Source organism: Micromonospora sp. NPDC005553 (assembly GCF_042871765.1).
Taxonomy (GTDB): Bacteria; Actinomycetota; Actinomycetes; order Mycobacteriales; family Micromonosporaceae; genus Micromonospora.
Genome location: NZ_JBIAJD010000007.1, coordinates 280,347 through 299,435, shown reverse-complemented (window position 1 = coordinate 299,435; position 19,089 = coordinate 280,347). Strand labels below are relative to the sequence as shown.

The following is a 19,089-nucleotide window of genomic DNA, read 5'->3' as shown; positions in this document are numbered from 1 at the left end:
TGACGGATGGTAGTCAGCCTCGGTAGATATCGGCGATCTCCGCCGCGTACGTCTTGTGGACAACCTGGCGCTTGACCTTGAGCGACGGGGTCAGCTCGCCGGTCGCCTCGGTGAAGTCGTGAGGCAGGACCCGGAACACCTTGATCGCCTCGGCCTTCGACACGGCCTGGTTCGCGGCGTCGACCGCGGCCTGGATCTCCTTGCGGAGGCCCTCGTGCTCGCGCAGTTGCTCGACGGTGGTGTCGAGGGGCAACCCGGCGTTCTCCAACCAGGTCGGCAGCGCCTCCTCGTCGACGGTGACCAGCGCCGCGATGAACGGCTTGGCGTCACCGACCACGACACACTGGCTGATCAACGGGTGCGCGCGGACCAGGTCCTCGAGCACCGCCGGGGCGACGTTCTTGCCGCCGGCGGTGACGATCAGCTCCTTCTTGCGGCCGGTGATGCTCAGGTAGCCGTCGGAGTCGAGCTGGCCCAGGTCGCCGGTGCGGAACCAGCCGTCGGCGCTGATCGTCTCGGTCGTCGCGGTCTCGTTGCGCCAGTAACCCTGGAAGATCAGCTCGCCGGAGAGCAGGATCTCGCCGTCGTCCTCGATCCGCACTGTCACGCCGGGCAGCGGACGGCCGACGCTGCCCATCCGGGTGCCGCTGGGCAGGTTCGCGGCGGCGGCGGGCGAGGTCTCGGTGAGGCCGTAGCCCTCCAGCACCGTCACGCCGATGCCCCGGAAGAAGTGGCCGAGCCGGGCGCCGAGTGGCGCGCCGCCGGAGATCGCGTCCCGGCACCGTCCGCCGAGCGCGGCGCGCAGCTTGCGGTAGACCAGCCGGTCGAAGACCACGTGCTGGGCGCGCAGCGCCAGGCCGGGCCCGCCCGGGGTCTCCAGCGCCTCGCTGTACGCGATGGCGACCTGCTCGGCGCGGGCGAAGATGCCGCCCTTGCCGTCCGCCTCGGCCTTCTGCTTGGCGGCGTTGTAGACCTTCTCGAAGACCCGGGGTACGGAGAGCACGAAGGTCGGCCGGAACGCCTGCAGCTCGGCGACCAGGTTCTTGGTGTCGGCGCAGTGCGCCATGGTGGCTCGCGCCTGCACGACGCCGATCTGGATGAGCCGGGCGAAGGCGTGCGCCAGCGGGAGGAAGAGCAGGGTGCTCGCGCCGGCGTTGAACAGGTTCGGCAGCACCGGTACCGCGTTGGCGATGTCGGCGTACATGTTGCGGTGGGTGAGCACGCAACCCTTGGGCCGGCCGGTGGTGCCGCTGGTGTAGATGATCGTGGCCAGGTCGCCGGCGCGGACGGCCTTGCGCCGCAGCTCGACCTCGGCCAGTTCGACGGTGGCACCGGTGGTGACCAGCTCGTCGACTCCGCCGCTGTCGATCTGCCAGACCTGACCCAGCTCGGGCAGCCGGTGCCGGACACCGGCGATCAGGGCGGCGTGCGCCTCGCTCTCCACCACGACTGCCACCGCGTTGGAGTCCTCGAGGATCCACGCGGCCTGCTCGGCGCTGGACGTCTCGTAGATCGGCACTGTCACCGCGCCGACGGCCCAGATGGCGTAGTCCAGCAGCGTCCACTCGTAACGGGTGCGGCTCATCAGCCCGACCCGGACGCCCGGTTCGATGCCGGCGGCGATCAACCCGCGGGCCACGGCGGCCACCTCGTCGCGGAACTGGAGGCAGGTCACCTCGGTCCATTCGGTGACGGTGCCGTCGGCGCGCGGAGTGGGGCGGGCGAACTGGACGGCGTCGGGCGCGACTTCGGCGTTGTCCCAGACCGGATCGGTGAGGTTGGCCGCGTCGCCAACGGTGACGATCGGTGGGACGGAGAACTCGCGCACCTGCACTCCTTCGTGCTCGCACTGGTGGGGCTGGTCGGGCTGGTCGGGCTGGGCGTCGGTTGTGTCGAAACCTACCCGGTGAGGAAGGGCACCCTGCTAACGGCCAGCGGGTATGGGTCCTGCCGAGCGCCGGGGGCGGCGCAGCGTGCCGGGCGGTACTCGCCGGGTAGCCTGCCCCCCATGGCGGACTCCTCCACCCAGTCGATCATCATCGGCGCCGCACCGGATCGGGTGACGGCGGTCATCTGCGACTTCGCGCGCTACCCGGAGTGGACCGACGCGGTGCGTCGCGCCGAGGTGATCGAGGAGTACGAGGACGGTTACGCCAGTCAGGTGCGTTTCACCATCGACGCCGGGGTGATGGCCGACGAGTACGTGCTCGCCTACGAGTACGCCGAGGACCTGTCCCGGATCGAGTGGCACCTTGTCGCCCCCTCGAAGATGCAGAAGGCCCAGCGTGGCTCGTACGACCTGGTGGGTAACCCGGACGGCGGCACGACGGTGACCTACACGCTGGAGGTCGACCTGTCGGTCGGCATGCTCGGGATGTTTCGGCGCAAAGCCGAGAAGATGATCATGGACACCGCGTTGAAGCAGCTCAAGCGCCGGGTAGAAGCAACCGGTGCGGCGCAGTGACGTGTCCGGTGGCACGGTAGAGGAGCCGACGGTGGGCGGAACGGATCCGGGTTCGGCCCGGGAAGAGGCGGAGCGGCTGGTCGCCACCCTGCTGGCAGGGGCGCGACTGGCCTCCGCCGGCTCGGCGGGCGGCGCGTTCGGCTCGTTGGGCGGGATGCTGTCCGGTGTCCTCGGTCACAGCGCGGGTCCGGACGCCCGCTCCGGCACCGGTGGTGCTTTCGCCACCGGTTCGGCCGAATGCTGCGTCTGCCCGGTCTGTCGGGGCATCGCCGCGTTGCGGGACCCGAGTCCGGAATTCGCCGAACGGCTCGCGACTGGCGCCGGTGACCTCGCCGCGGGTGTCGCCAGCCTGCTCCGCGCGTTCTCCCCGGCGGAACCATCCGCGGCGGGGACCGCCGAGCCGGCCGCCGAGCAGGCCACCCCGTCCTCACCGGCACCCGCCGCGAGCACCGACGACGTGCTCCCCGAGCCACCCCCGAGCGGCCGGCCCACCGCGACCCTCGACGAGCACGTGTGGCGCGATGCCACCCGTACCGGGCATGATTCTCAGCCGGCGCCGGAACGGGATGTCTGGTCGGTCGCCACCCGGACGGCGGACCCACTCGCCCCGGCCGCCGTACCACCCGTCGACGAGGCCGGGACGGCGACCGTACCGGCGCCGACCACCCGTCCCGTGGTGCCCGCATCGCGGGTGCCCGACGACGCCGACGCGGAAGCATCGGGCGACGGCGCCTGAGCGCGGGACCTTCCGACCCGGACCGGCACTGGGCCGGGACCCGGGCCGGACAGCAGCAGAGGGGGGCGGTAGCGGTGACGCTGACCATCGGAGTCGACGTCGGTGGCACGAAGGTGGCCGGCGGTGTCGTGGACGACACCGGCACGGTCCTCGTGCAGACCCGACGGGACACTCCCGCCGATGACGTGGCCAAGACCCGCGACGTCATCATCGAGTTGGTCGGCGAACTGGCTGCCGGGCGGACCATCGAGGCCGTCGGCATCGGCGCGGCCGGTTGGATCGACGCCAGCCGTTCGACTGTGCTCTTCGCGCCCAACCTGGCCTGGCGTGACGAACCGCTGCGCGAGTACGTCAGCGAGGCAATCGGGCTGCCCGTGATCGTGGAGAACGACGGGAACGTCGCCGCGTGGGCCGAGTTCCGCTACGGCGCCGCCCGCGACGCCGACGACTCGATGATCATGTTCACCATCGGCACCGGTGTGGGCGGCGGCGTCGTCCTCGGTGGCGACCTGATGCGCGGCGCGCACGGTATCGCCGCGGAACTGGGCCACATGCTGGCCGTGCCGGACGGGCACCAGTGTGGCTGCGGTCGGCTGGGCTGCATCGAGCAGTACGCCAGCGGCAGCGCCCTGGTCCGCTTCGCCCGGGCCGGCGCCCGGCAGGAACCCAACCGGGCCACCGCACTGCTGAAGCTGGCCGGCGGTGAGGCCGAGGCGATCACCGGCCCGATGGTGACCGCCGCGGCGCAGGGCGGCGACCCGGTCTCCGCCGAGGCGTTCGCCCAGATCGGCCGGTGGCTGGGCACCAGCCTCGCCGACATGGCGCAGATCCTCGACCCGCAGACCCTGGTGGTCGGCGGCGGCGTGATCGACGCCGGTGACCTGCTGCTCGGCCCCACCCGCCGCTCGTACCTCGACGCGCTCGCCCAGCGGGGTCGTCTGCCGGTGGCCGAGGTGCTCCCGGCGGAGCTGGGCAACAGCGCCGGGGTGATCGGCGCCGCCGACCTGGCCCGCCGGATCTGAGGCGGGTCCGGGATGGGTGTGCCGCTGCGCGTGGTGTCGTACAACGTCCACAGCCAGCGCGACGACACCGCCGCGCTGGCGGCCGTGGTCCGGGCCGCGACGCCGGACGTGGTGATCGTGCAGGAGGGGCCGCGCCGGTTCCGGTGGCGGCAGAAGTCCGCCACGTTGGCCGAGTCGTTCGGTCTGGTGGTGGCCGCCGGTGGGCTGCCCGCGCTGGGCAACCTGCTCCTGACCAGCCTGCGGGTCCAGGTGCTCGGCACCCGCTGCCAGCGCTTTCCGCTGACCCCCGGCCGGCACCTGCGCGGCGCCGCGTACGCCGACTGCCGCGTCGGTGACGCCCGGTTCACCCTCGCCGGCTCGCACCTGTCCACCGACCCGGCCGAGCGGCCCTCGCAGGCCACGGAGTTCAAGCGCGGTCTGGACGCGGCGACCAGCCCGGTGCTGGCCGGGGCGGACCTCAACGAGGGTCCGGACGGGCCGGCCTGGGCCACCGTGTCGCGCGGGTTGACCGACGCGGCGGTGGCGGCCGACCGGGCCGAGCGGCTCACCTACTCCTGCGCCGACCCGCGCCGACGCATCGACGCGCTCTTCGTCGACCCGAGGATCACAGTGGTCGACTACGACGTGGTGGACACCCCGCAGACCCGCCGGGCCAGCGACCACTTCCCGGTCCTGGTCGACCTGCTGCTGCCTGCCACCGGCTGACCCCCGACCCCGGCTCGACCGTCGGCGTCTCCGGTTCAGGACTGGACATCCGGCCCGGTTGTGGAGAGGATTTCGCGGCGACCGGCACGCCTGCCGTACCAAAAGGAGATGTCCCCGGTGTCCACCTCCACCGACCACGGCCGGCCCGACCCGGAGGCGACCTCGCCCACGGCGAACAGCGACGGGCGCCCGGTCTCCGACCGGGGCGACACGGTCTGCGTCATCGGGGCCGGGGCCAGCGGGCTGACCGCCATCAAGAACCTGCGTGAGCACGGGTTCGGCGTGGACTGCTACGAGCGGGAGACGGGCGTCGGCGGCGCCTGGAACTGGCGGCACGACCGCAGCCCCGTGTACGCCAGCACCCACCTGATCTCGTCGAAGCCGTTCACCCAGTTCCCCGACTTCCCGATGCCGGACTCCTGGCCGGACTACCCGCACCACGGCCAGCTGCTGTCCTACTTCGAGCGGTACGCCGACCACTTCGACCTGCGTTCGCACATCTGGTTCGGCACCGAGGTGATCCGGGTCGAGCCCGTCGAGGGGGACCGGTGGGACGTGACCACCCGCTCCACCGGCGGGTACGGCCCCGAGCGCACCGCCCGGTACGCCGCCGTGGTGATCGCCAACGGCCACAACTGGTCGCCGAAGCTGCCCCGCTACGAGGGCCTGGAGGAGTTCCGCGGCGAGATCATGCACGCCTCGTCCTACAAGGACCCGGCGCAGCTGCGCGGTAAGCGGGTGCTGGTGGTCGGCGCCGGCAACACCGGCTGCGACATCGCCGTCGAGGCCGCCCAGCAGGCGTCGCGCTGCTGGCACTCCACCCGCCGGGGCTACTGGTACGCGCCGAAGTACGTGCTCGGTCGCCCCGCCGACCAGGTGAACGACACCCTCTTGGCGCTGCGGGTGCCGCTGCGGGTACGGCAGTGGCTCTACCACTGGACGCTGCGGCTGACCGTCGGCGACCTGACCCGCTTCGGCCTGCCCAAGCCCGACCACCGGGTGTACGAGACGCACCCGATCGCGAACAGTCAGCTCGTGTACTACGTGGGCCACGGCGGGATCGGCCCCGTGCCGGACGTCGCCCGGTTCCACCCGTACGCGGTGGAGTTGGCCGACGGCCGCGAGATCGACCCCGAGGTGGTCGTCTTCGCCACCGGTTACCTGCCGCGCTTCGAGTTCCTCGACGCGTCGGTGTTCGGTGACAGCGCGGGCGCGGGCCGGCCCACGCTGTGGCTCAACGCGTTCACGCCGGGGCACCCGACCCTGGCCGTCGCCGGCCTGCTGCAACCGGACTCCGGGTTGTTCACCCTGTCGCACTGGCAGACGGTGCTCTTCGCCCGGCTGCTCCAGGCCCGCCGGGACCGGCCGGATCGGGCCACTGCGTTCGCGGCCCGGGTGCGGGACCGGGCGGGGGAGCGGTACTCCGGGCCGGTCAAGGACAGCAGTCGGCACTGGTTCGAGGTCGGGCACGCCGACTATCTGCGCGCCATCCAACGCGCCCTGGTCGAGCTGGAGGGCAAGTGAGCGCGAGTAGCGAGCTTGCGAGCCCCGCAGTCGCGAACGAAAGGCTGGCACGGTGAGCGCGAGTAGCGAGCTGCGGATCATGCGGGGTCGGGAGTGGTCCCGGCCGGTCCGGCCGGCCCGGCGGGAGGTGCTCAGCGCGGTCCCCGAACTGGAGCAGGGGCGGCCACCGCTGCTGTTCGTACCCGGGTTCGGGCACGGCGCGTGGGCGTTCGCCGAGCACTGGTTGGGTCACGTGGCGTCGCGGGGGTTCCCGGCGTACGCGGTGAGCCTGCGCGGGCACGGTGGCAGCGAGCCGGCGCCGGAGGCGACGCTGCGGGCGTACGCCCACGACGTGGTCCAGGTGGCCGCGAGCCTGCCGCGGCAGGCGGTGCTGGTGGGGCACGGCGCCGGGGCGCTGGTGGTGGCACACGCGTTGGCCCGCTACCCGGCGCGGGGCGCGGTGCTGGTGGCGCCGGTCTTCGGCGGCTGGGGAGTGCTGGGCGCGGCGTTGCGCCGCAACCCGGCGGGTACGTTGCCGGCGGTGTTCGGCGGGCCGTTGCGGCTCAACCGGGGGCAGTTGTTCAGCCGCGAGTTGCCCGACGAGGAGGCCCGGCGGTATGTGGGACGCCTCGGTCGGGCGGGCCGGCGGGCCCAGTGGGCGCTGCTGGGCGAGCCGGAGGCCGAGCCGGCCGTGGGCACGCCCCCGGTGTTGGTGCTGGGCAGCCCGGACGACCGGGTGGTGCCGGCGTCGGCGTTGACCCGGGTGGCCCGCCGCTACGGGTCGGCCCCGCTGCTCTTCCCCGGGATGGGCCACGACCTGATGCTGGACGCGCGATGGGCGGAGCCGATCGACGCGATCCTGGACTGGCTGGAGAAGGAGCCGGCGGCGCACTGAGCAGCCAGGCCGCCGGCGGTCAGCCGCCGGCCTGGTGGCCGGCCGGGCTGCCGGTCGGGGCTGCCGGTCGGGGCACCCGAGCGGCGCCGTCGGTGTCGGTGTCGGTGCCGGTCAGGCGACTGATCAGGGCGCCGCCCTCGTCCAGGGCACGCAGGTAGGAGCGGGCCCAGGCCCGGATGTCGTGCTGGTGCAGGTGGGCGCGCATGGCCCGCATCCGCTGCATGGTGTCGGCCGGGTCGGCCCGCAGCGCCTCGCGCAGCCCCTGTTTGAGCCCTTCCAGGTCGTGCGGGTTGACCAGGTACGCCTGGGACAGCTCGGCGGCGGTGCCGGCGAACTCGCTGAGCAGCAGTGCGCCGGTGTCGTCGACCCGCGCGGCCACGTACTCCTTGGCGACCAGGTTCATCCCGTCGCGTAGCGGGGTCACCGCCATCACGTCGGCGACCCGGTAGAGCGCGGCCAGCTCGGCCCGGTCGAAGGGCTGGGTGAGGTAGTGGATCGCCGGCTCACCGACCCGGCCGAACTCGCCGTTGATCCGGCCGACTTCGCGTTCGATGCGTTCGCGCAGGATCTGGTACTGGCCGACGCGTTCCCGGCTCGGCATGGCGACCTGCACCAGCACCGTGTCGCGGACCTTGACGTCGCCGCTGGCGAGCAACTCGCTGTACGCCTTGAGGCGCTGCTCGATGCCCTTGGTGTAGTCCATCCGGTCCACGCTGAGGACGACCTGCCGGGGATCGCCGAGGTCCTGACGGAGCCGGTGGGCCCGGGCGGCAACGTCCGGGCGGTCGGCGAGCGCGGCCATTTCGGCGGTGTCGATGGAGACCGGGAAAGCGCCGATGCGGACGACCCGGTCGTCGACGCCGATCCGCCGGTCGGTGGCCGGCAACTCCAGCACCCGGGTCACCAACTGGGCGAAGTTGTGCGCCGCCTGCCCCCGCTGGAAGCCGACCAGGTCGGCGCCGAGCATGCCGCGCAGCAGTTCGGCCCGGCGGGGCAGTTGCATGAACAACTCCGGCGGCGGGAACGGGACGTGCAGGAAGAACCCGATGCGCAGGTCCGGGCGGAGGGCGCGCAGCAGACCGGGGACCAGTTGCAGGTGGTAGTCCTGGACCCAGACCACCCCGCCCGGCTCGGCCACCTCCGCGGTCGCCTCGGCGAAGCGCTGGTTGACCCGCTGGTACGCCTCCCACCACCGGCGGTGGTGTTGCGGCTGCTCCACAGAGTCGTGGTAGAGCGGCCAGAGGGTGGCGTTGGCGAACCCCTCGTAGTGGTCGCGCAGGTCTTCCGGGGTGAGCGCGACGGTGTGCATCCGCACGCCGTCCACGTCCGGCAGGGCGGGGGCCGGCCCGGTGCCACCGGCCCAGCCGACCCAGGTGGCCGGGGTGTGTCGCAGGAGCGGAAGCAGCGCGCTGACCAACCCACCCGGGCTGCGCCGCCACTCGCAGGCCCCGTCGGGGGCCTGGTTGTCGTCGATGGGGAGGCGGTTGGCCACCACCACGAGAGAACTCTGTCGCATCTCGGGCATTCCGATCAGCAGAGGACTGACCGCCGCGAGCAAGGAAAAACCGGTCAGTCAGCGGGGGAAGTGACGTACAGCGGTATTCCTACTGACAGTAAGTTACACCACTGTTACGCGCCCGGCGGGGCGCTGCTGTCTCGGGATGCGGGCCGACCGTCAGACGACGGCGCCGTTGTCCGGGTCGTCCTCGTCCTCGTCGCCGGGGCGCAGCCGCCAGATCAGCGTGACGAAACCGGCCAGGATGCCGGTGAACCCGAACAGCGTGACCGCCGAGCGGTCGATCGGGAGTAGCCACGGGAAGAGGAACAGCACGAACCCGACGACCACCCCGAGTACGCCGATCACCGCGTACTTGCTGACCCGCGGCAGCGGCGGCGGTGGTGGCGGGTGGTAGCCCTCGTCGTCCTCGTCGTCGGGCAGGTCGGCGCCGAAGGTGTCCAACCCGTCCAGCAGCGACGGCTCGTCCGGTCGGGTGCCGCGCCCCAGCGAGATTCCGGAGATGTCCGTCGCGTACGGCAGCCGACGAACGTCGGTGGCGGTCGGACCCGGTTCGTCGGTGCCGGAGCGGGTCAGCGGCCCGGAGGTCGACTCGTCCCGGTTGTCCCGCTCGTCCACGTCCTCCGAGGCCGGCCACGGGTTGTCACCGGGCGTGGAGGTGGTGTGGAAGCCCGCCACGATCCGCGCCCACTCGGCGTCGATGTCCGGTTCGTCGCGAGCCGGTGGCTGCTCCGGAGCGGTCTCGTCGGCGAGCTGGGTCAGGTAGTCCCGGGCGGTGGTCAGGTGCGAGCGGTCGACGTAGAGCCGGTCGACCGGCCGGGCTGGCACCGTGGTGGTGCGGGTGACCGGATTGAGGTCGGCGGAGGGCTGGAGGTAGGCGGCGATCCCACCGGCGGCCAGCACGTCGAGCAGGTGCTCACCGACGCGCGGATCGACGTCGCCCACGACGGCGTACTCGTTCGCGTCGAGCCCGTTGTCCCGCCGTCCCCGGCGGGCCCCACCCGCTGACACCCGGACATCCCCCTTAACGCGCCTTTCGGCGCGGCCACCGCTGCCCTTCGGCGCCAGTCCGCACGCCGTGCTCTGAATCGTGACACGTCAGGGCATGGTTCCGGGAGTGCGTTGTGTCGCGTCTTCCAAAGTCACGGCTGCTCCCGCAGGTCGCGGCGGGGCGCCTATGTCCGTTTTTGCTAATCCTTGCCAACAGGAGGTCTCCGGGGATGGCGCTTCTCGCCGACTCGCCGACCGCCCGCATGATCTCGCTGTGACCGCGACGTCAGGTCAGGTTCTGGAGCGGGACCGCCGGGGCCGGAGTGGGAGTCGAAGCCGCCGTCAAATGGCCCAACCGACGCAGACCCCGACCCCGTATTGGCGGATCATGGACCGCAGCGGGGCCGAGCCGTCGGAACGGCTCGGCCCCTTCGAGCAGGTGCCCAACTGCGGCAGCCCCTTCCGACCCCCGCCAGTCGGCTCTGCCCGGCGTCCTGGTGCTCTACCCGGTGTCATTGTCGTTCGACGCGGTACTGCTCCACGAGACCGTCGTGCAGGCCAGCAGGGAGATCGGTATCCCTGAGCAGGTCGATGGACCACGGCATCGGACACGGGCCCGGGTGGACGTCATCAGGGCACAGCAGGGCCGCGATCTGGTCCACCAAGGCGCGGGCGTCTTCTGCGCTTGCATAGATGCCGACGCGAAGTTCCCAGATGGACGGTTGCCCGACCATACCGCCTCCTTTGGGGGAGTTACCGCCGAGGAGCCAGGCTACCGGGTCAGACCGGGTGACAGTGGCGCTTGTAGTGACCCGGCGGCACCTTGCGGTTGGCGTCCTTCTCGGCGTTCAGTTTGGCGCTGTTGTACGTCGTTCCGGTGCCAGTGCCGTAAATGACGTCCACGACGGTGGTGTCCTTGATGCGGACCACGTGGCAGCGGACGGTGACGGTGTATCGGGCCAGGGTTTCCGAGACCGCGGTGGTCGATGTTCCTGCACGGTCCGCATGGGCCGCCGTGATCGGTTCAGCGGCTGATGCTGGGCCGCCGGCGAACGCCATGGCGGCTGACGCCACGATGGGAAGCAAGGCCGCAGCTAGCTTTGGCGTACGGTTCATGGAACATCTCCTTCAAAGTTCTGACGCCTGGGATGCGGGCTGAACGACTGCATCACGGACGCCATTCGATGCTGCTGGCTCCACCGACGCCGAAGATGCAAGGACCGGCTTGAAGCCGTTGGGTCGGATTGCCGGCCTTCGGCGCCGCCCATCCGGAGTACTTGTCGGGCGCGCCGTTGCAGTCCGCCCGCAGTCGGACCTGTCCCCCGTAGACGCGGCACCAGGTGTAGGCGTACTGGCCGGTCGTGTGGATGCGCGGGCAGTCGACGTCAGGGCCGGCGGCCTGCGCCGCCGCCGAATTCACGGACATGGTGACCGTCGCGGTTGGCGTATGTGCCGAGGCCAGTGCCGGTGCGGGCGCCAGTACGCCCAAGCCGAGCGTCAGTGTGGCGGCAGCGCCGAGAGTTCTTAGCTTCATTCCAGATCCAATCTGTGATCTCCGCCGATTACTGCGACAGCCTCCGCGGCGGGACGGCGGCTGTCGCAATCAGCTTTTGCGGAGGCGGCGCAGTCGGACAAGCGAAAGCCTGTTCGGAACCATTCGGAACAAGTGATCGAACAGTTCCGTCCGGGCGTCCCACTCGGAAGAGCGCCCTGCCTTGGCCCGGGCTCGACCGCGAACATCTACGGCGCAATGAATGCGTGGCACATGGGCCTGCCACGCATTGAGTGGTCGAGATGAATCTGCCCCGGGCATCAGCCCGCTGCCCGGCCGGCCCCGTCGCGCGGTTCCTCAAAGCCGCCCGCGGCATGCAAGGGGTAGGAAAGTCGAGGCGATACGTCCGCCACGAGCTTGGTCCGTTGTGGTGAGAGCGCTCGCTTCGTAGGCTCGTCGGCGACGACGGCTGGCGCTGTCGCGAGCACACCATGGGAAGGGACGCCGGTGCTCTACTGGCTGCTGAAGTACGTCATCCTCGGTCCGCTGCTCAAGCTGATCTTCCGCCCGCAGGTGGAGGGCCTGCGCAACGTCCCGGCGACCGGTCCGGTGATCCTGGCGAGCAACCACCTCTCCTTCTCCGACTCGATCTTCACGCCGTTGATCACAGCCCGGAAGGTCACCTTCGTCGCCAAGGCCGAGTACTTCACCGGCAAGGGAATCAAGGGCTGGTTGACCAAGATGTTCTTCGTGGGCACCGGCACGATTCCGGTGGACCGCTCCGGCGGCCGGGCCGCGCGCGCCGCCCTGGACACCCAGTTGCAGGTGCTGCGGGCCGGGGGAGTGGCCGGCATCTACCCCGAGGGCACCCGCTCCCCGGACGGACGGCTCTACCGAGGCAAGACCGGGGTGGCCCGGCTCGCACTGGAGAGCGGCGCGGTGGTGGTGCCGGTGGCGATGCTCAACGCCGACGAGATCCAGCCCCCGGGCAAGCTCATCCCCAAGATCGATCGGGTGCGGATCCGGTTCGGGGCACCGCTGGACTTCTCCCGCTACGCCGGGCTGGCCGGCGACCGGTTCGTCGAGCGCGCGGTCACCGACGAGATCATGTACGAGCTGATGGAACTCTCCGGCCGGGAATACGTGGACGTCTACGCCCAGAAGCTCAAGCAGCCCGTCCCGACGCCGCTGGCCGCCTGAGCCGCCGCTGTCAGCCCCGGTCGGCGGTCAGGGCAGGTGGAGCAGGGCGGGGGCGTGGTGGCGGCTGGCGAAGTCGTGCAGGCGGGCCCGGGTCGCCTCGGCGGCGGGCGGGTCCGTCTCGGCAAGCGGGCCGATGGCCAGCGCCAGCGTGATGATCTCGTCGGTCACGTCGCTCATCCGGGCGTAGCTCGCCGCCGCCGAGCGGAGCAGGTTCGCCGCCGTCGATGAGTCCCCGGCGTGCCGGGCCAACGTGGCGTCGGCGACCTGACCGGCCGCGTGAGCCCACGGGGTCGTCCGGGGCGCCCGGTCGAGCAACTGCCGGACCAGCCGGGCCGCGTCCGCGCCGAGCACCCCGGCGACGTGCCCGACGGCCGGCACCCACTCCGCGAACGGAATCATCCGGGTCCGTTGCCAGTCCTCGTCCAGCTCCGTGAGCAGCGCCATCGCCTCGTCACGGCGGCCCTGCGCCGCCCGGCAGAGGGCGGCGTGCGCCAGGGTGGAGCGCAGCACCCGGTGGAATCCGGTACGCCGCGCCGCGACCAGCGCCTGCTCGACCAGATCCCCACCCGGTGCGTCCGACCCCGCGGTGTCGTCAGGCCCGTCGGGTCCGACCATCTCGGCTCCGGCCAGACCGCGCATCCAACCCGAGACCGCCACGATGTGCAGATCCCACTCCGCTGTCGGCCGCCGGGTCGACTCCGCCGCCATCGCCAGCGCCGCCGTCCAGTCACCCGCGTAGTACGACCGCGCCCACTGGTCGGCGAAACTCGTGGCCAGGCTGTGCTCGCCGCCCAGGTCGAGGGTGAGCTGCTCGTCGACCAACCGGGCCGAGCCGGCCAGGTCGCCCTCCTCCTGCAACGCCCAGGCCAGGTTCTGCACCGCCCGGCGGCGACTGGTCAGCCGCTCCACCCGACAGTGCTCGGTCACCTCCGCCAGCTCCGGGAACGCCTCGGCGGAGCCGGCCAGGTAGCGCGCCACGGCCAGGGTGATCCGCGCGTTGGCCTGGACCTCGCGTAGCTGGAGCCGCTCGGCGAGGGACGCCGCCGCCCGTGCCGCGGTGCACGCCGGCTCGGTCTCCGCGTTGAGCATGTGCACTCGGGCCAGCTCCAGCAGCGCGCCCGCCTTCTCCTGACTGTCCGGCAGGTCGCCGTAGATGCCGATCGCCTGGTCCAGGCAGTGCAGGGTCGCCGACCGGTCGGCCCGACTCCAGGCGGCGGTGGCGAGCAGCGTCCAGGCGCGCGCCGCCCCCGTCCGGTCGCCGCTCGTGGTGAGCCGCGCGGCCAGCCGGGAGAGGAGGTCCGTGCCCCCCGCCACCAGGAAGGCGTCCCCGTCCCGATAGAACGCCAGCTCGGCGTCGAACAGCTCCAGCGCCGGGTCCGCCCCGACGTCCAGGGCCAGCGCCCGGCCGACCAGCGCGGCGGCGGTGTCCAGCGCGTGCAGCTCGTACGCGCGGCGGGCCGCCTGATGCAGCGCGTCCCGCGCCGACGGGGCGTAGGGGGCGGTGTCCAGCCCGACCGTACGGGCGATCTCGTGGGCCGCCCAGCGATGGTTGGCCAGCACCTCGGCCAGGTCGTACTGCCGGTCGTCGGTGAGCTGTGCCATCCAGTCGGCGGTGCGTTGGTGGCGCAGCACCCGTTCGGCCCGGGGCAGTCGCTGGTAGCAGACGTCGCGTACCAGGATGTGCCGGAACCGGTACTCGGACTTTCCGGGCATCGTCGACGTGCTCTGCTCGTACACGAGGTCGCGACGTTGCAGGCGGTCCAGCGCGCGCTCCACCCACTCCGGCGGCCGTCCCAACGCCATCGCGACCGGCGCGGCCCAGAACACCACGCCGACCACGGCGGCGGCCTGGAGCACCGCCCGGTCGGCCGGGTCCAGCAGGTCGAGCCGGTTGGCGATGACCGCCTGCACGGTGCGGGGCATCTCCGCGCCGCCGTCGAGGTCGGGGTGGGCGGTCGTACCGACCGCGTCGAGCAGGCCGCCGTCCAGCAGCATCCGGGCGTACTCCTGGGCGTAGAGCGGGTTGCCGTCGGCAAACTCGATCAGCGGGGTACGCGAGCTGGACGGCAGCGTCGCCTGCCCGAGGAGCAGCGAGTAGAGCGTGTCGATGTCCGTGTCGTGCATCGGCGGCACCGAGATGGACATCGCGCCACTGATCGTGCCGGTCCAGGCCGGGTGCCGTTCCCGCAGCTCCGGCCGGGCGGTCGCCACGACCAGCAGCGGTACGCCGCGGGCTGACGCGCCCAACTGCTCGACGAAGGCGAGCATCTGCTGGTCCGCCCAGTGCATGTCCTCGAAGACCAGCACGGTCGGGCCGGTCGTCGCCAGGGTGATCAGGAACCGCCGCCAGGCGGCCTCGGTCTCACCGGGGGTGAGCCGTTCACCGGGTACGCCGATCAGCGGGCCGAGCGCCTCTGCCAGCCGGGTCGCGTGCGGGTCGGCGAGCTGTCCCAGCCGGGACCGTAGCCGTTCGCGCAGCGCGGTCGGGCCGTCGACCTCCGGCACGCCCACCCAGGTCTTCACGATGTCGGACAGGGCGGCCCAGGTGACGTTCTCGCCGAACGGCGGGCACTGCCCGACGAGCCAGGTGATCGGCGGGCCGGGCAGGCTGCCGGCGTGTCGGGCCAGCTCGCGCAACAGCCGACTCTTGCCCACCCCGGCCGGGCCGAACACGGTCACCAACTGGGACGTCCGTTCGGTCACCATCCGGTGCAGCGCGTTGACCAGCAGGCCTCGCTCGTGCTCCCGGTCCACCATCGGGGTCAGCTCGGCGCCGCGCGGGTCCCGGTGTGGTCGCACCTGGACGGCCAGCCAGATCCGGCTCACCGCGGACCGGCCGCGCAGGGTGACCGGTGGTTGGTCCGCGTACTCCATCTCGTGTCGGGTGGCCGACCAGGTGCTCTCGTCGACCACGACACCGCCCGGCGGGGCGAACCCCTGCAGGCGGGAGGCCGTGTTGACCACGTCTCCGGTCACGAAGGCCTGCCCGCCGTCGCGGGTGGCGGAGAGGTCGACCAGGGCCTCGCCGGTCGCGATGCCGACCCGGAAGCTCAGCGGGGGCTGCGGACCGGCGGGCTGGCGGGCCAGGTTCCGTTGCAGCTCCAGGCCGGCGCGGACGCACCGCAACGCGTCGTTGTCGGTGGCCACCGGCGCGCCGAACAGCGCCATCGCCGCGTCGCCGATGTACTTCTCGACCACCCCGCCGTACTGGTGCACGATCCGGCGCACCGTGGCGAAGTAGGTCTGCTGCAGACTGCGGGCCTGCTCCGGGTCGGCCCGCTCCGCGTAGCTGGTGAAGTCCACGATGTCGACGAAGAGCACGCTGACCTGACGCCGGTCCTCCTGCACCGCTACGGCGTGGTCGCGCAGCGGTTGACCACAGCTGGTGCAGAAGTTGACCTCGGTGCTGTTGGCGTGCCCGCAGTGCGCACAGTTGACCCCCAGCGGTTGGCCGCACCCGCCGCAGAAGCGGTCGTCCGGCCCGGCCGCGCGTGCGCAGTGTCCACACTTGAGGTCGATGTTCAGCTCCGTGGGCGAAAGAGGTCAGTATCGCGGCCGGTCGGCCAGTCGGGTACCCGACGTGCGGGCGGGCAACGGCATCGATCGGTCGGGGTTAGTGTTCCGTACCAGGAAGTTTCATGTCAGGGAGAGTCCCGTGCAGGTACGACTGTCCGCCTCGTGGACCGATCCGGGTGGCACGCTTTGGGCGCCGGGCGACACGGTCGACGTCGATGCGGTCACTCTCGCCGAACTGGAGGAGCAGGGCATGGTGGAAGAGCCTGAGGGTCAGTCGGGCGGGTCGGGGGAGACCACGACCACCTCGTCGAGCACGTCCACGGCTGGTAAGCCGACCGATCCGAAGAAGATCGGGCCGGGGCCGGGTGCGCCGCCGGCCGACAGCACGGAGAACTGATCGCCCGGGTGCGGTCGGCGGGCCTTGAGTCCACCGGCCGCACCCGTCGGGCGGTCTCACCCGTTGGCCGCTGCGAACCTGCCCGGCGTCGGCAGGCGTAGCCCGAGGGCCCGGGTGAGCAGGGGAGCGATCAGCGCCAGGGTGGCCAGCACACCCAACCCCGAGATGACCAGCACCCATCGTGGCCCGACCATCGCCAACAGCGGTGCGCCGACGGCGTAGGCCAGTGCCTCCGCCGCGTACGGGAACATGTAGACGGTGCCGAACACCACGCCGAGCCGCTCGGCCGGCACGTTCTGCTGGATGAGGGTGTCGGCGGCGACGTTGTGCCAGCCCGCGCCGACGCCGGCCACCGCCTGACCGGCAATGGCGAGCGCGATCACCGGGCTGATGCCGGTGACAAGCGTTCCGGCGCCGAGCGCGAGCAGCGCACCGTAGAGGACCAGGTCCATCCGGATGCGTACGCCGGTTCCCGCCAGGCACATCGGACCGAGCACCATGCCGACGCCGTAGGCGGTGCCCAGCAGACCGATCGTGACCTCGGTGGCGCCCAGTTCGGCGCGTCCGAGAGGGACGATGGCGAGGTTGTCCAATGCGGCGAACATCACCATCACCAGGAACCCGACCGAGACCGCACGGACGACGCTGTGCCCTCGGACCACCCGCAGCCCTTCGCGCAGCACCGTCTGCAGTGGCTCGGGCCGGCGGGTCGCGGCGGTCGTCGAGAGCGCCCTGACTCCGCCGATCAGCAACGCGGAGAGAACGAATGTCGCCGCGTCCACGAGCAGCGTCGCGGTCAGCCCGAGGGTCGCCAGCAGGAGGCCGCCGACGGCTGGCCCGGCAGCGAGCCCGATGTTGACGCCCGTCGCGAGTTGCGCGTTCGCCGCCGGTAGCTGCTCGCGTTCGACCAGACGGGGGAGCAGGCTGCGTCCGGCGGGAGTGAACGCGGTAGCGGCCGTGGTAGCCGCGGTGATCAGCGCCAACAGGACGGGCAGGGGTGGCGCGAGCAGCGCGACGGCGACGTACGTCAACGCCTGGGCGGTGTCGCAACCGATCATCAGCCGGCGTTGGTCGAAGCGGTCGGCCAGGGCGCCGAGCAACGGTCCGAGCAGCCGGGGCACCGTCGAGGCCAGCAGCAGCAGGGCGACCGCGCCGCCGCCGTGCCGGTCGTAGACGGCGATCAGCAGCGCCGTCCGGGCGAGTTGGTCACCGGTGTACGACACCAGGCGTGCCGACCAGTACCGACGAAATGCGACATTGCCGCGGAGTAATGACATGACCGGTGGCTCCTCACTGCTGCGGGTATGTCGGCACGGGCCCTGGAACAGGGGCGGGCGCGGCAACCTTGTCAGCGCGGTGTGGGGGCCAACAACCGCTCTTCAGCCAGTGATTGATGTCGATTTGTCCTATTTTGTCCCACCGCTCCACGCCGTAGCGTCCTCGGCAAGACAAGCGCAACAAGCACCACACACCGACCAGGAGGACGAGATGGCGACCACGACGACGACGACCACCACCGCGAGCGGCTGGGCCGGACCGGGCTTCTGGGCCGGACCGGGCTTCTGGGCGGGCCCCGGCTACCAGCCGGTCGCGACCCGCTGGGTCGGGCCGACCCGCTGGGTCGGCCCGACCCGCTGGGTCGGCCCGACCCGCTGAACCCCACCCGCTGAACCGCGAGCACGGTGACGCCGGCTGCCACTGGCAGCCGGCGCAGCCGTGCGTACGGGTAGGAGAGTGGGTGGCGACGGATAGGGCCTGTCCAGATCGGATGCCCGAGCGACGTGCCGGTCGGTCAGCGGTCGGCCATGCCGGCGCGGCGGCGCAGCGCGGCCACGTCGGTCACCACGATCCGGCGGCCCTCGGTGCGCAGCCAGCCACGGCTGGCGAACGAGCCGATCGCCTGGTTGACGCTCTGCCGGGAACCACCGGCCATCTCGGCCAGTTGGCTCTGGTTGAGCTCGATCGTGATCATCGGTGCCTGGCTCTCGCCCGCCAGCCGCACCAGCGTCTTCGCCACCCGACCGGGCAGGTCGAGGAAGACATGGTCGGCGTTCTGCTCGGTGAGCCGGCGGATCAGCCCGCCCAGTGAGCGCATCACCGCGTCCAGGATGCGGGGGTTGGAGTGCACCAACTCCATGAACGCGCCCCGCGAGAGCGCGAGCGCCGCGCAGTCCTCGATGGCCTCCGCCGAGGCAGACCGGGTGGACGCGTCGAGCAGGGAGACCTCACCGAGCACGTCCGGTGGACGGATAACCGACAGCACGGCCCGCTCGCCGGTGGGTGCGGTGCGAAAGACCGCCACCGCGCCGCGGCGCAGCACGATCAGGGACTCGCCGGGATCGTTTTCCACGAAGAGCAGTTGGCCCTTGCGGTAGGTGCGCGGGACGGCGGCCGCGATGACGCGCTGCCGCACCTCGGGCTCCAGCCCAGCGAACATCTCGACACCCGTGAGCGCGTCACCCGGCTCCGGCAGGCGAACCTCCACGGCCCAACCCCTCCCCCGGTCATGGACCACAATTCGCTCACCGGGCGAACCTGATGGGCCCCGACAAGGTGAACTGACACCGATTCGGCGTCCGGTAGCGGTACACATCAGATCATGACGGTCTGGTCGCTTGCTGTACACCCCTCGAAGCACTTCCGTGACCGTCAC

At 71.7% G+C, this 19,089-nt stretch carries 18 protein-coding genes; 9 read left to right on the top strand and 9 right to left on the bottom strand.

Annotated elements, in window-relative coordinates; all coding sequences use genetic code 11:
* Positions 1-13 precede the first annotated feature (13 nt).
* The gene (locus tag ACFYPG_RS28090) at positions 14-1,828 is read right to left on the bottom strand and encodes an AMP-dependent synthetase/ligase (RefSeq protein ID WP_387354373.1); all 1,815 of its coding nucleotides are present in this window, start codon (positions 1,826-1,828) and stop codon (positions 14-16) included.
* 180 nt (positions 1,829-2,008) lie between these two features.
* Here ACFYPG_RS28090 and ACFYPG_RS28085 point away from each other — a divergent pair, with 180 nt between their 5' ends.
* From ACFYPG_RS28085 to ACFYPG_RS28060, 6 genes are all read left to right on the top strand, one after another.
* On the top strand, positions 2,009-2,464 hold the full coding sequence (locus ACFYPG_RS28085; protein ID WP_355007725.1) for an SRPBCC family protein: 456 nt from the start codon (positions 2,009-2,011) through the stop codon (positions 2,462-2,464).
* Positions 2,465-2,495: 31 nt separating this feature from the next.
* Complete coding sequence (locus tag ACFYPG_RS28080; protein ID WP_355007724.1) at positions 2,496-3,200, top strand: hypothetical protein; 705 nt, start codon at positions 2,496-2,498, stop codon at positions 3,198-3,200.
* A gap of 74 nt (positions 3,201-3,274) precedes the next feature.
* On the top strand, positions 3,275-4,222 hold the full coding sequence (locus ACFYPG_RS28075; protein WP_355007723.1) for an ROK family glucokinase: 948 nt from the start codon (positions 3,275-3,277) through the stop codon (positions 4,220-4,222).
* Between the two features lie 12 nt (positions 4,223-4,234).
* On the top strand, positions 4,235-4,927 hold the full coding sequence (locus ACFYPG_RS28070) for an endonuclease/exonuclease/phosphatase family protein (protein WP_355007722.1): 693 nt from the start codon (positions 4,235-4,237) through the stop codon (positions 4,925-4,927).
* Between the two features lie 117 nt (positions 4,928-5,044).
* A complete protein-coding gene (locus ACFYPG_RS28065; protein WP_387354372.1) occupies positions 5,045-6,451 on the top strand; it encodes a flavin-containing monooxygenase in 1,407 nt (468 codons plus the stop codon).
* 79 nt (positions 6,452-6,530) lie between these two features.
* Entirely contained in the window at positions 6,531-7,325 is a 795-nt protein-coding gene (locus ACFYPG_RS28060; RefSeq protein ID WP_387354419.1) for an alpha/beta hydrolase, read from the top strand.
* Between the two features lie 19 nt (positions 7,326-7,344).
* Here ACFYPG_RS28060 and ACFYPG_RS28055 read toward each other — a convergent pair whose 3' ends face one another.
* The 5 genes from ACFYPG_RS28055 to ACFYPG_RS28035 all read right to left on the bottom strand — a co-directional run bounded on the left by ACFYPG_RS28055 (position 7,345) and on the right by ACFYPG_RS28035 (position 11,365).
* A complete protein-coding gene (locus tag ACFYPG_RS28055) occupies positions 7,345-8,841 on the bottom strand; it encodes a trehalose-6-phosphate synthase (RefSeq protein ID WP_387354371.1) in 1,497 nt (498 codons plus the stop codon).
* 159 nt (positions 8,842-9,000) lie between these two features.
* Positions 9,001-9,852 (bottom strand): DUF308 domain-containing protein, encoded by an 852-nt coding sequence (locus tag ACFYPG_RS28050; protein ID WP_355007719.1) that lies wholly within the window; start codon positions 9,850-9,852, stop codon positions 9,001-9,003.
* Between the two features lie 491 nt (positions 9,853-10,343).
* Positions 10,344-10,565: a hypothetical protein gene (locus ACFYPG_RS28045; RefSeq protein WP_387354370.1), complete on the bottom strand. Its 222-nt coding sequence runs from the start codon at positions 10,563-10,565 to the stop codon at positions 10,344-10,346.
* Between the two features lie 46 nt (positions 10,566-10,611).
* The gene (locus ACFYPG_RS28040; RefSeq protein ID WP_355007717.1) at positions 10,612-10,947 is read right to left on the bottom strand and encodes a hypothetical protein; all 336 of its coding nucleotides are present in this window, start codon (positions 10,945-10,947) and stop codon (positions 10,612-10,614) included.
* A 52-nt stretch (positions 10,948-10,999) separates the two neighbouring features.
* A complete protein-coding gene (locus ACFYPG_RS28035) occupies positions 11,000-11,365 on the bottom strand; it encodes a hypothetical protein (protein ID WP_387354369.1) in 366 nt (121 codons plus the stop codon).
* 465 nt (positions 11,366-11,830) lie between these two features.
* Here ACFYPG_RS28035 and ACFYPG_RS28030 point away from each other — a divergent pair, with 465 nt between their 5' ends.
* Positions 11,831-12,523, top strand: coding sequence for a lysophospholipid acyltransferase family protein (locus ACFYPG_RS28030; RefSeq protein ID WP_355007715.1), 693 nt, complete (start codon positions 11,831-11,833; stop codon positions 12,521-12,523).
* A 27-nt stretch (positions 12,524-12,550) separates the two neighbouring features.
* Here ACFYPG_RS28030 and ACFYPG_RS28025 read toward each other — a convergent pair whose 3' ends face one another.
* A complete protein-coding gene (locus ACFYPG_RS28025; protein WP_387354418.1) occupies positions 12,551-16,042 on the bottom strand; it encodes an adenylate/guanylate cyclase domain-containing protein in 3,492 nt (1,163 codons plus the stop codon).
* Here ACFYPG_RS28025 and ACFYPG_RS28020 point away from each other — a divergent pair.
* Positions 16,041-16,436 carry a hypothetical protein gene (locus ACFYPG_RS28020; RefSeq protein ID WP_355007714.1) on the top strand — a complete coding sequence of 132 codons (396 nt, stop codon included), beginning with the start codon at positions 16,041-16,043 and terminating at the stop codon, positions 16,434-16,436. The genes ACFYPG_RS28025 and ACFYPG_RS28020 overlap by 2 nt on opposite strands.
* Positions 16,437-16,492: 56 nt before the next feature.
* On the opposite strand, the gene ACFYPG_RS28015 is transcribed toward ACFYPG_RS28020, so the two are convergent.
* A complete protein-coding gene (locus ACFYPG_RS28015; protein ID WP_387354368.1) occupies positions 16,493-17,713 on the bottom strand; it encodes an MFS transporter in 1,221 nt (406 codons plus the stop codon).
* A 211-nt stretch (positions 17,714-17,924) separates the two neighbouring features.
* Here ACFYPG_RS28015 and ACFYPG_RS28010 point away from each other — a divergent pair, with 211 nt between their 5' ends.
* A complete protein-coding gene (locus ACFYPG_RS28010) occupies positions 17,925-18,092 on the top strand; it encodes a hypothetical protein (protein WP_387354367.1) in 168 nt (55 codons plus the stop codon).
* Between the two features lie 136 nt (positions 18,093-18,228).
* Here ACFYPG_RS28010 and ACFYPG_RS28005 read toward each other — a convergent pair whose 3' ends face one another.
* On the bottom strand, positions 18,229-18,921 hold the full coding sequence (locus ACFYPG_RS28005) for a Crp/Fnr family transcriptional regulator (RefSeq protein WP_091407574.1): 693 nt from the start codon (positions 18,919-18,921) through the stop codon (positions 18,229-18,231).
* Positions 18,922-19,089 lie beyond the last annotated feature (168 nt).

Bases quoted from the DNA above. Each gene is read 5' to 3' on its own strand.
- ACFYPG_RS28085 (WP_355007725.1), top strand. From the start codon at position 2,009: ATGGCGGACTCCTCCACCCAGTCGATCATCATCGGCGCCGCACCGGAT.
- ACFYPG_RS28070 (WP_355007722.1), top strand. From the start codon at position 4,235: ATGGGTGTGCCGCTGCGCGTGGTGTCGTACAACGTCCACAGCCAGCGC.
- ACFYPG_RS28060 (WP_387354419.1), top strand. From the start codon at position 6,531: ATGCGGGGTCGGGAGTGGTCCCGGCCGGTCCGGCCGGCCCGGCGGGAG.
- ACFYPG_RS28055 (WP_387354371.1), bottom strand. From the start codon at position 8,841: ATGCGACAGAGTTCTCTCGTGGTGGTGGCCAACCGCCTCCCCATCGAC.
- ACFYPG_RS28045 (WP_387354370.1), bottom strand. From the start codon at position 10,565: ATGGTCGGGCAACCGTCCATCTGGGAACTTCGCGTCGGCATCTATGCA.
- ACFYPG_RS28040 (WP_355007717.1), bottom strand. From the start codon at position 10,947: ATGAACCGTACGCCAAAGCTAGCTGCGGCCTTGCTTCCCATCGTGGCG.
- ACFYPG_RS28035 (WP_387354369.1), bottom strand. From the start codon at position 11,365: ATGAAGCTAAGAACTCTCGGCGCTGCCGCCACACTGACGCTCGGCTTG.
- ACFYPG_RS28020 (WP_355007714.1), top strand. From the start codon at position 16,041: ATGTTCAGCTCCGTGGGCGAAAGAGGTCAGTATCGCGGCCGGTCGGCC.
- ACFYPG_RS28015 (WP_387354368.1), bottom strand. From the start codon at position 17,713: ATGTCATTACTCCGCGGCAATGTCGCATTTCGTCGGTACTGGTCGGCA.
- ACFYPG_RS28010 (WP_387354367.1), top strand. From the start codon at position 17,925: ATGGCGACCACGACGACGACGACCACCACCGCGAGCGGCTGGGCCGGA.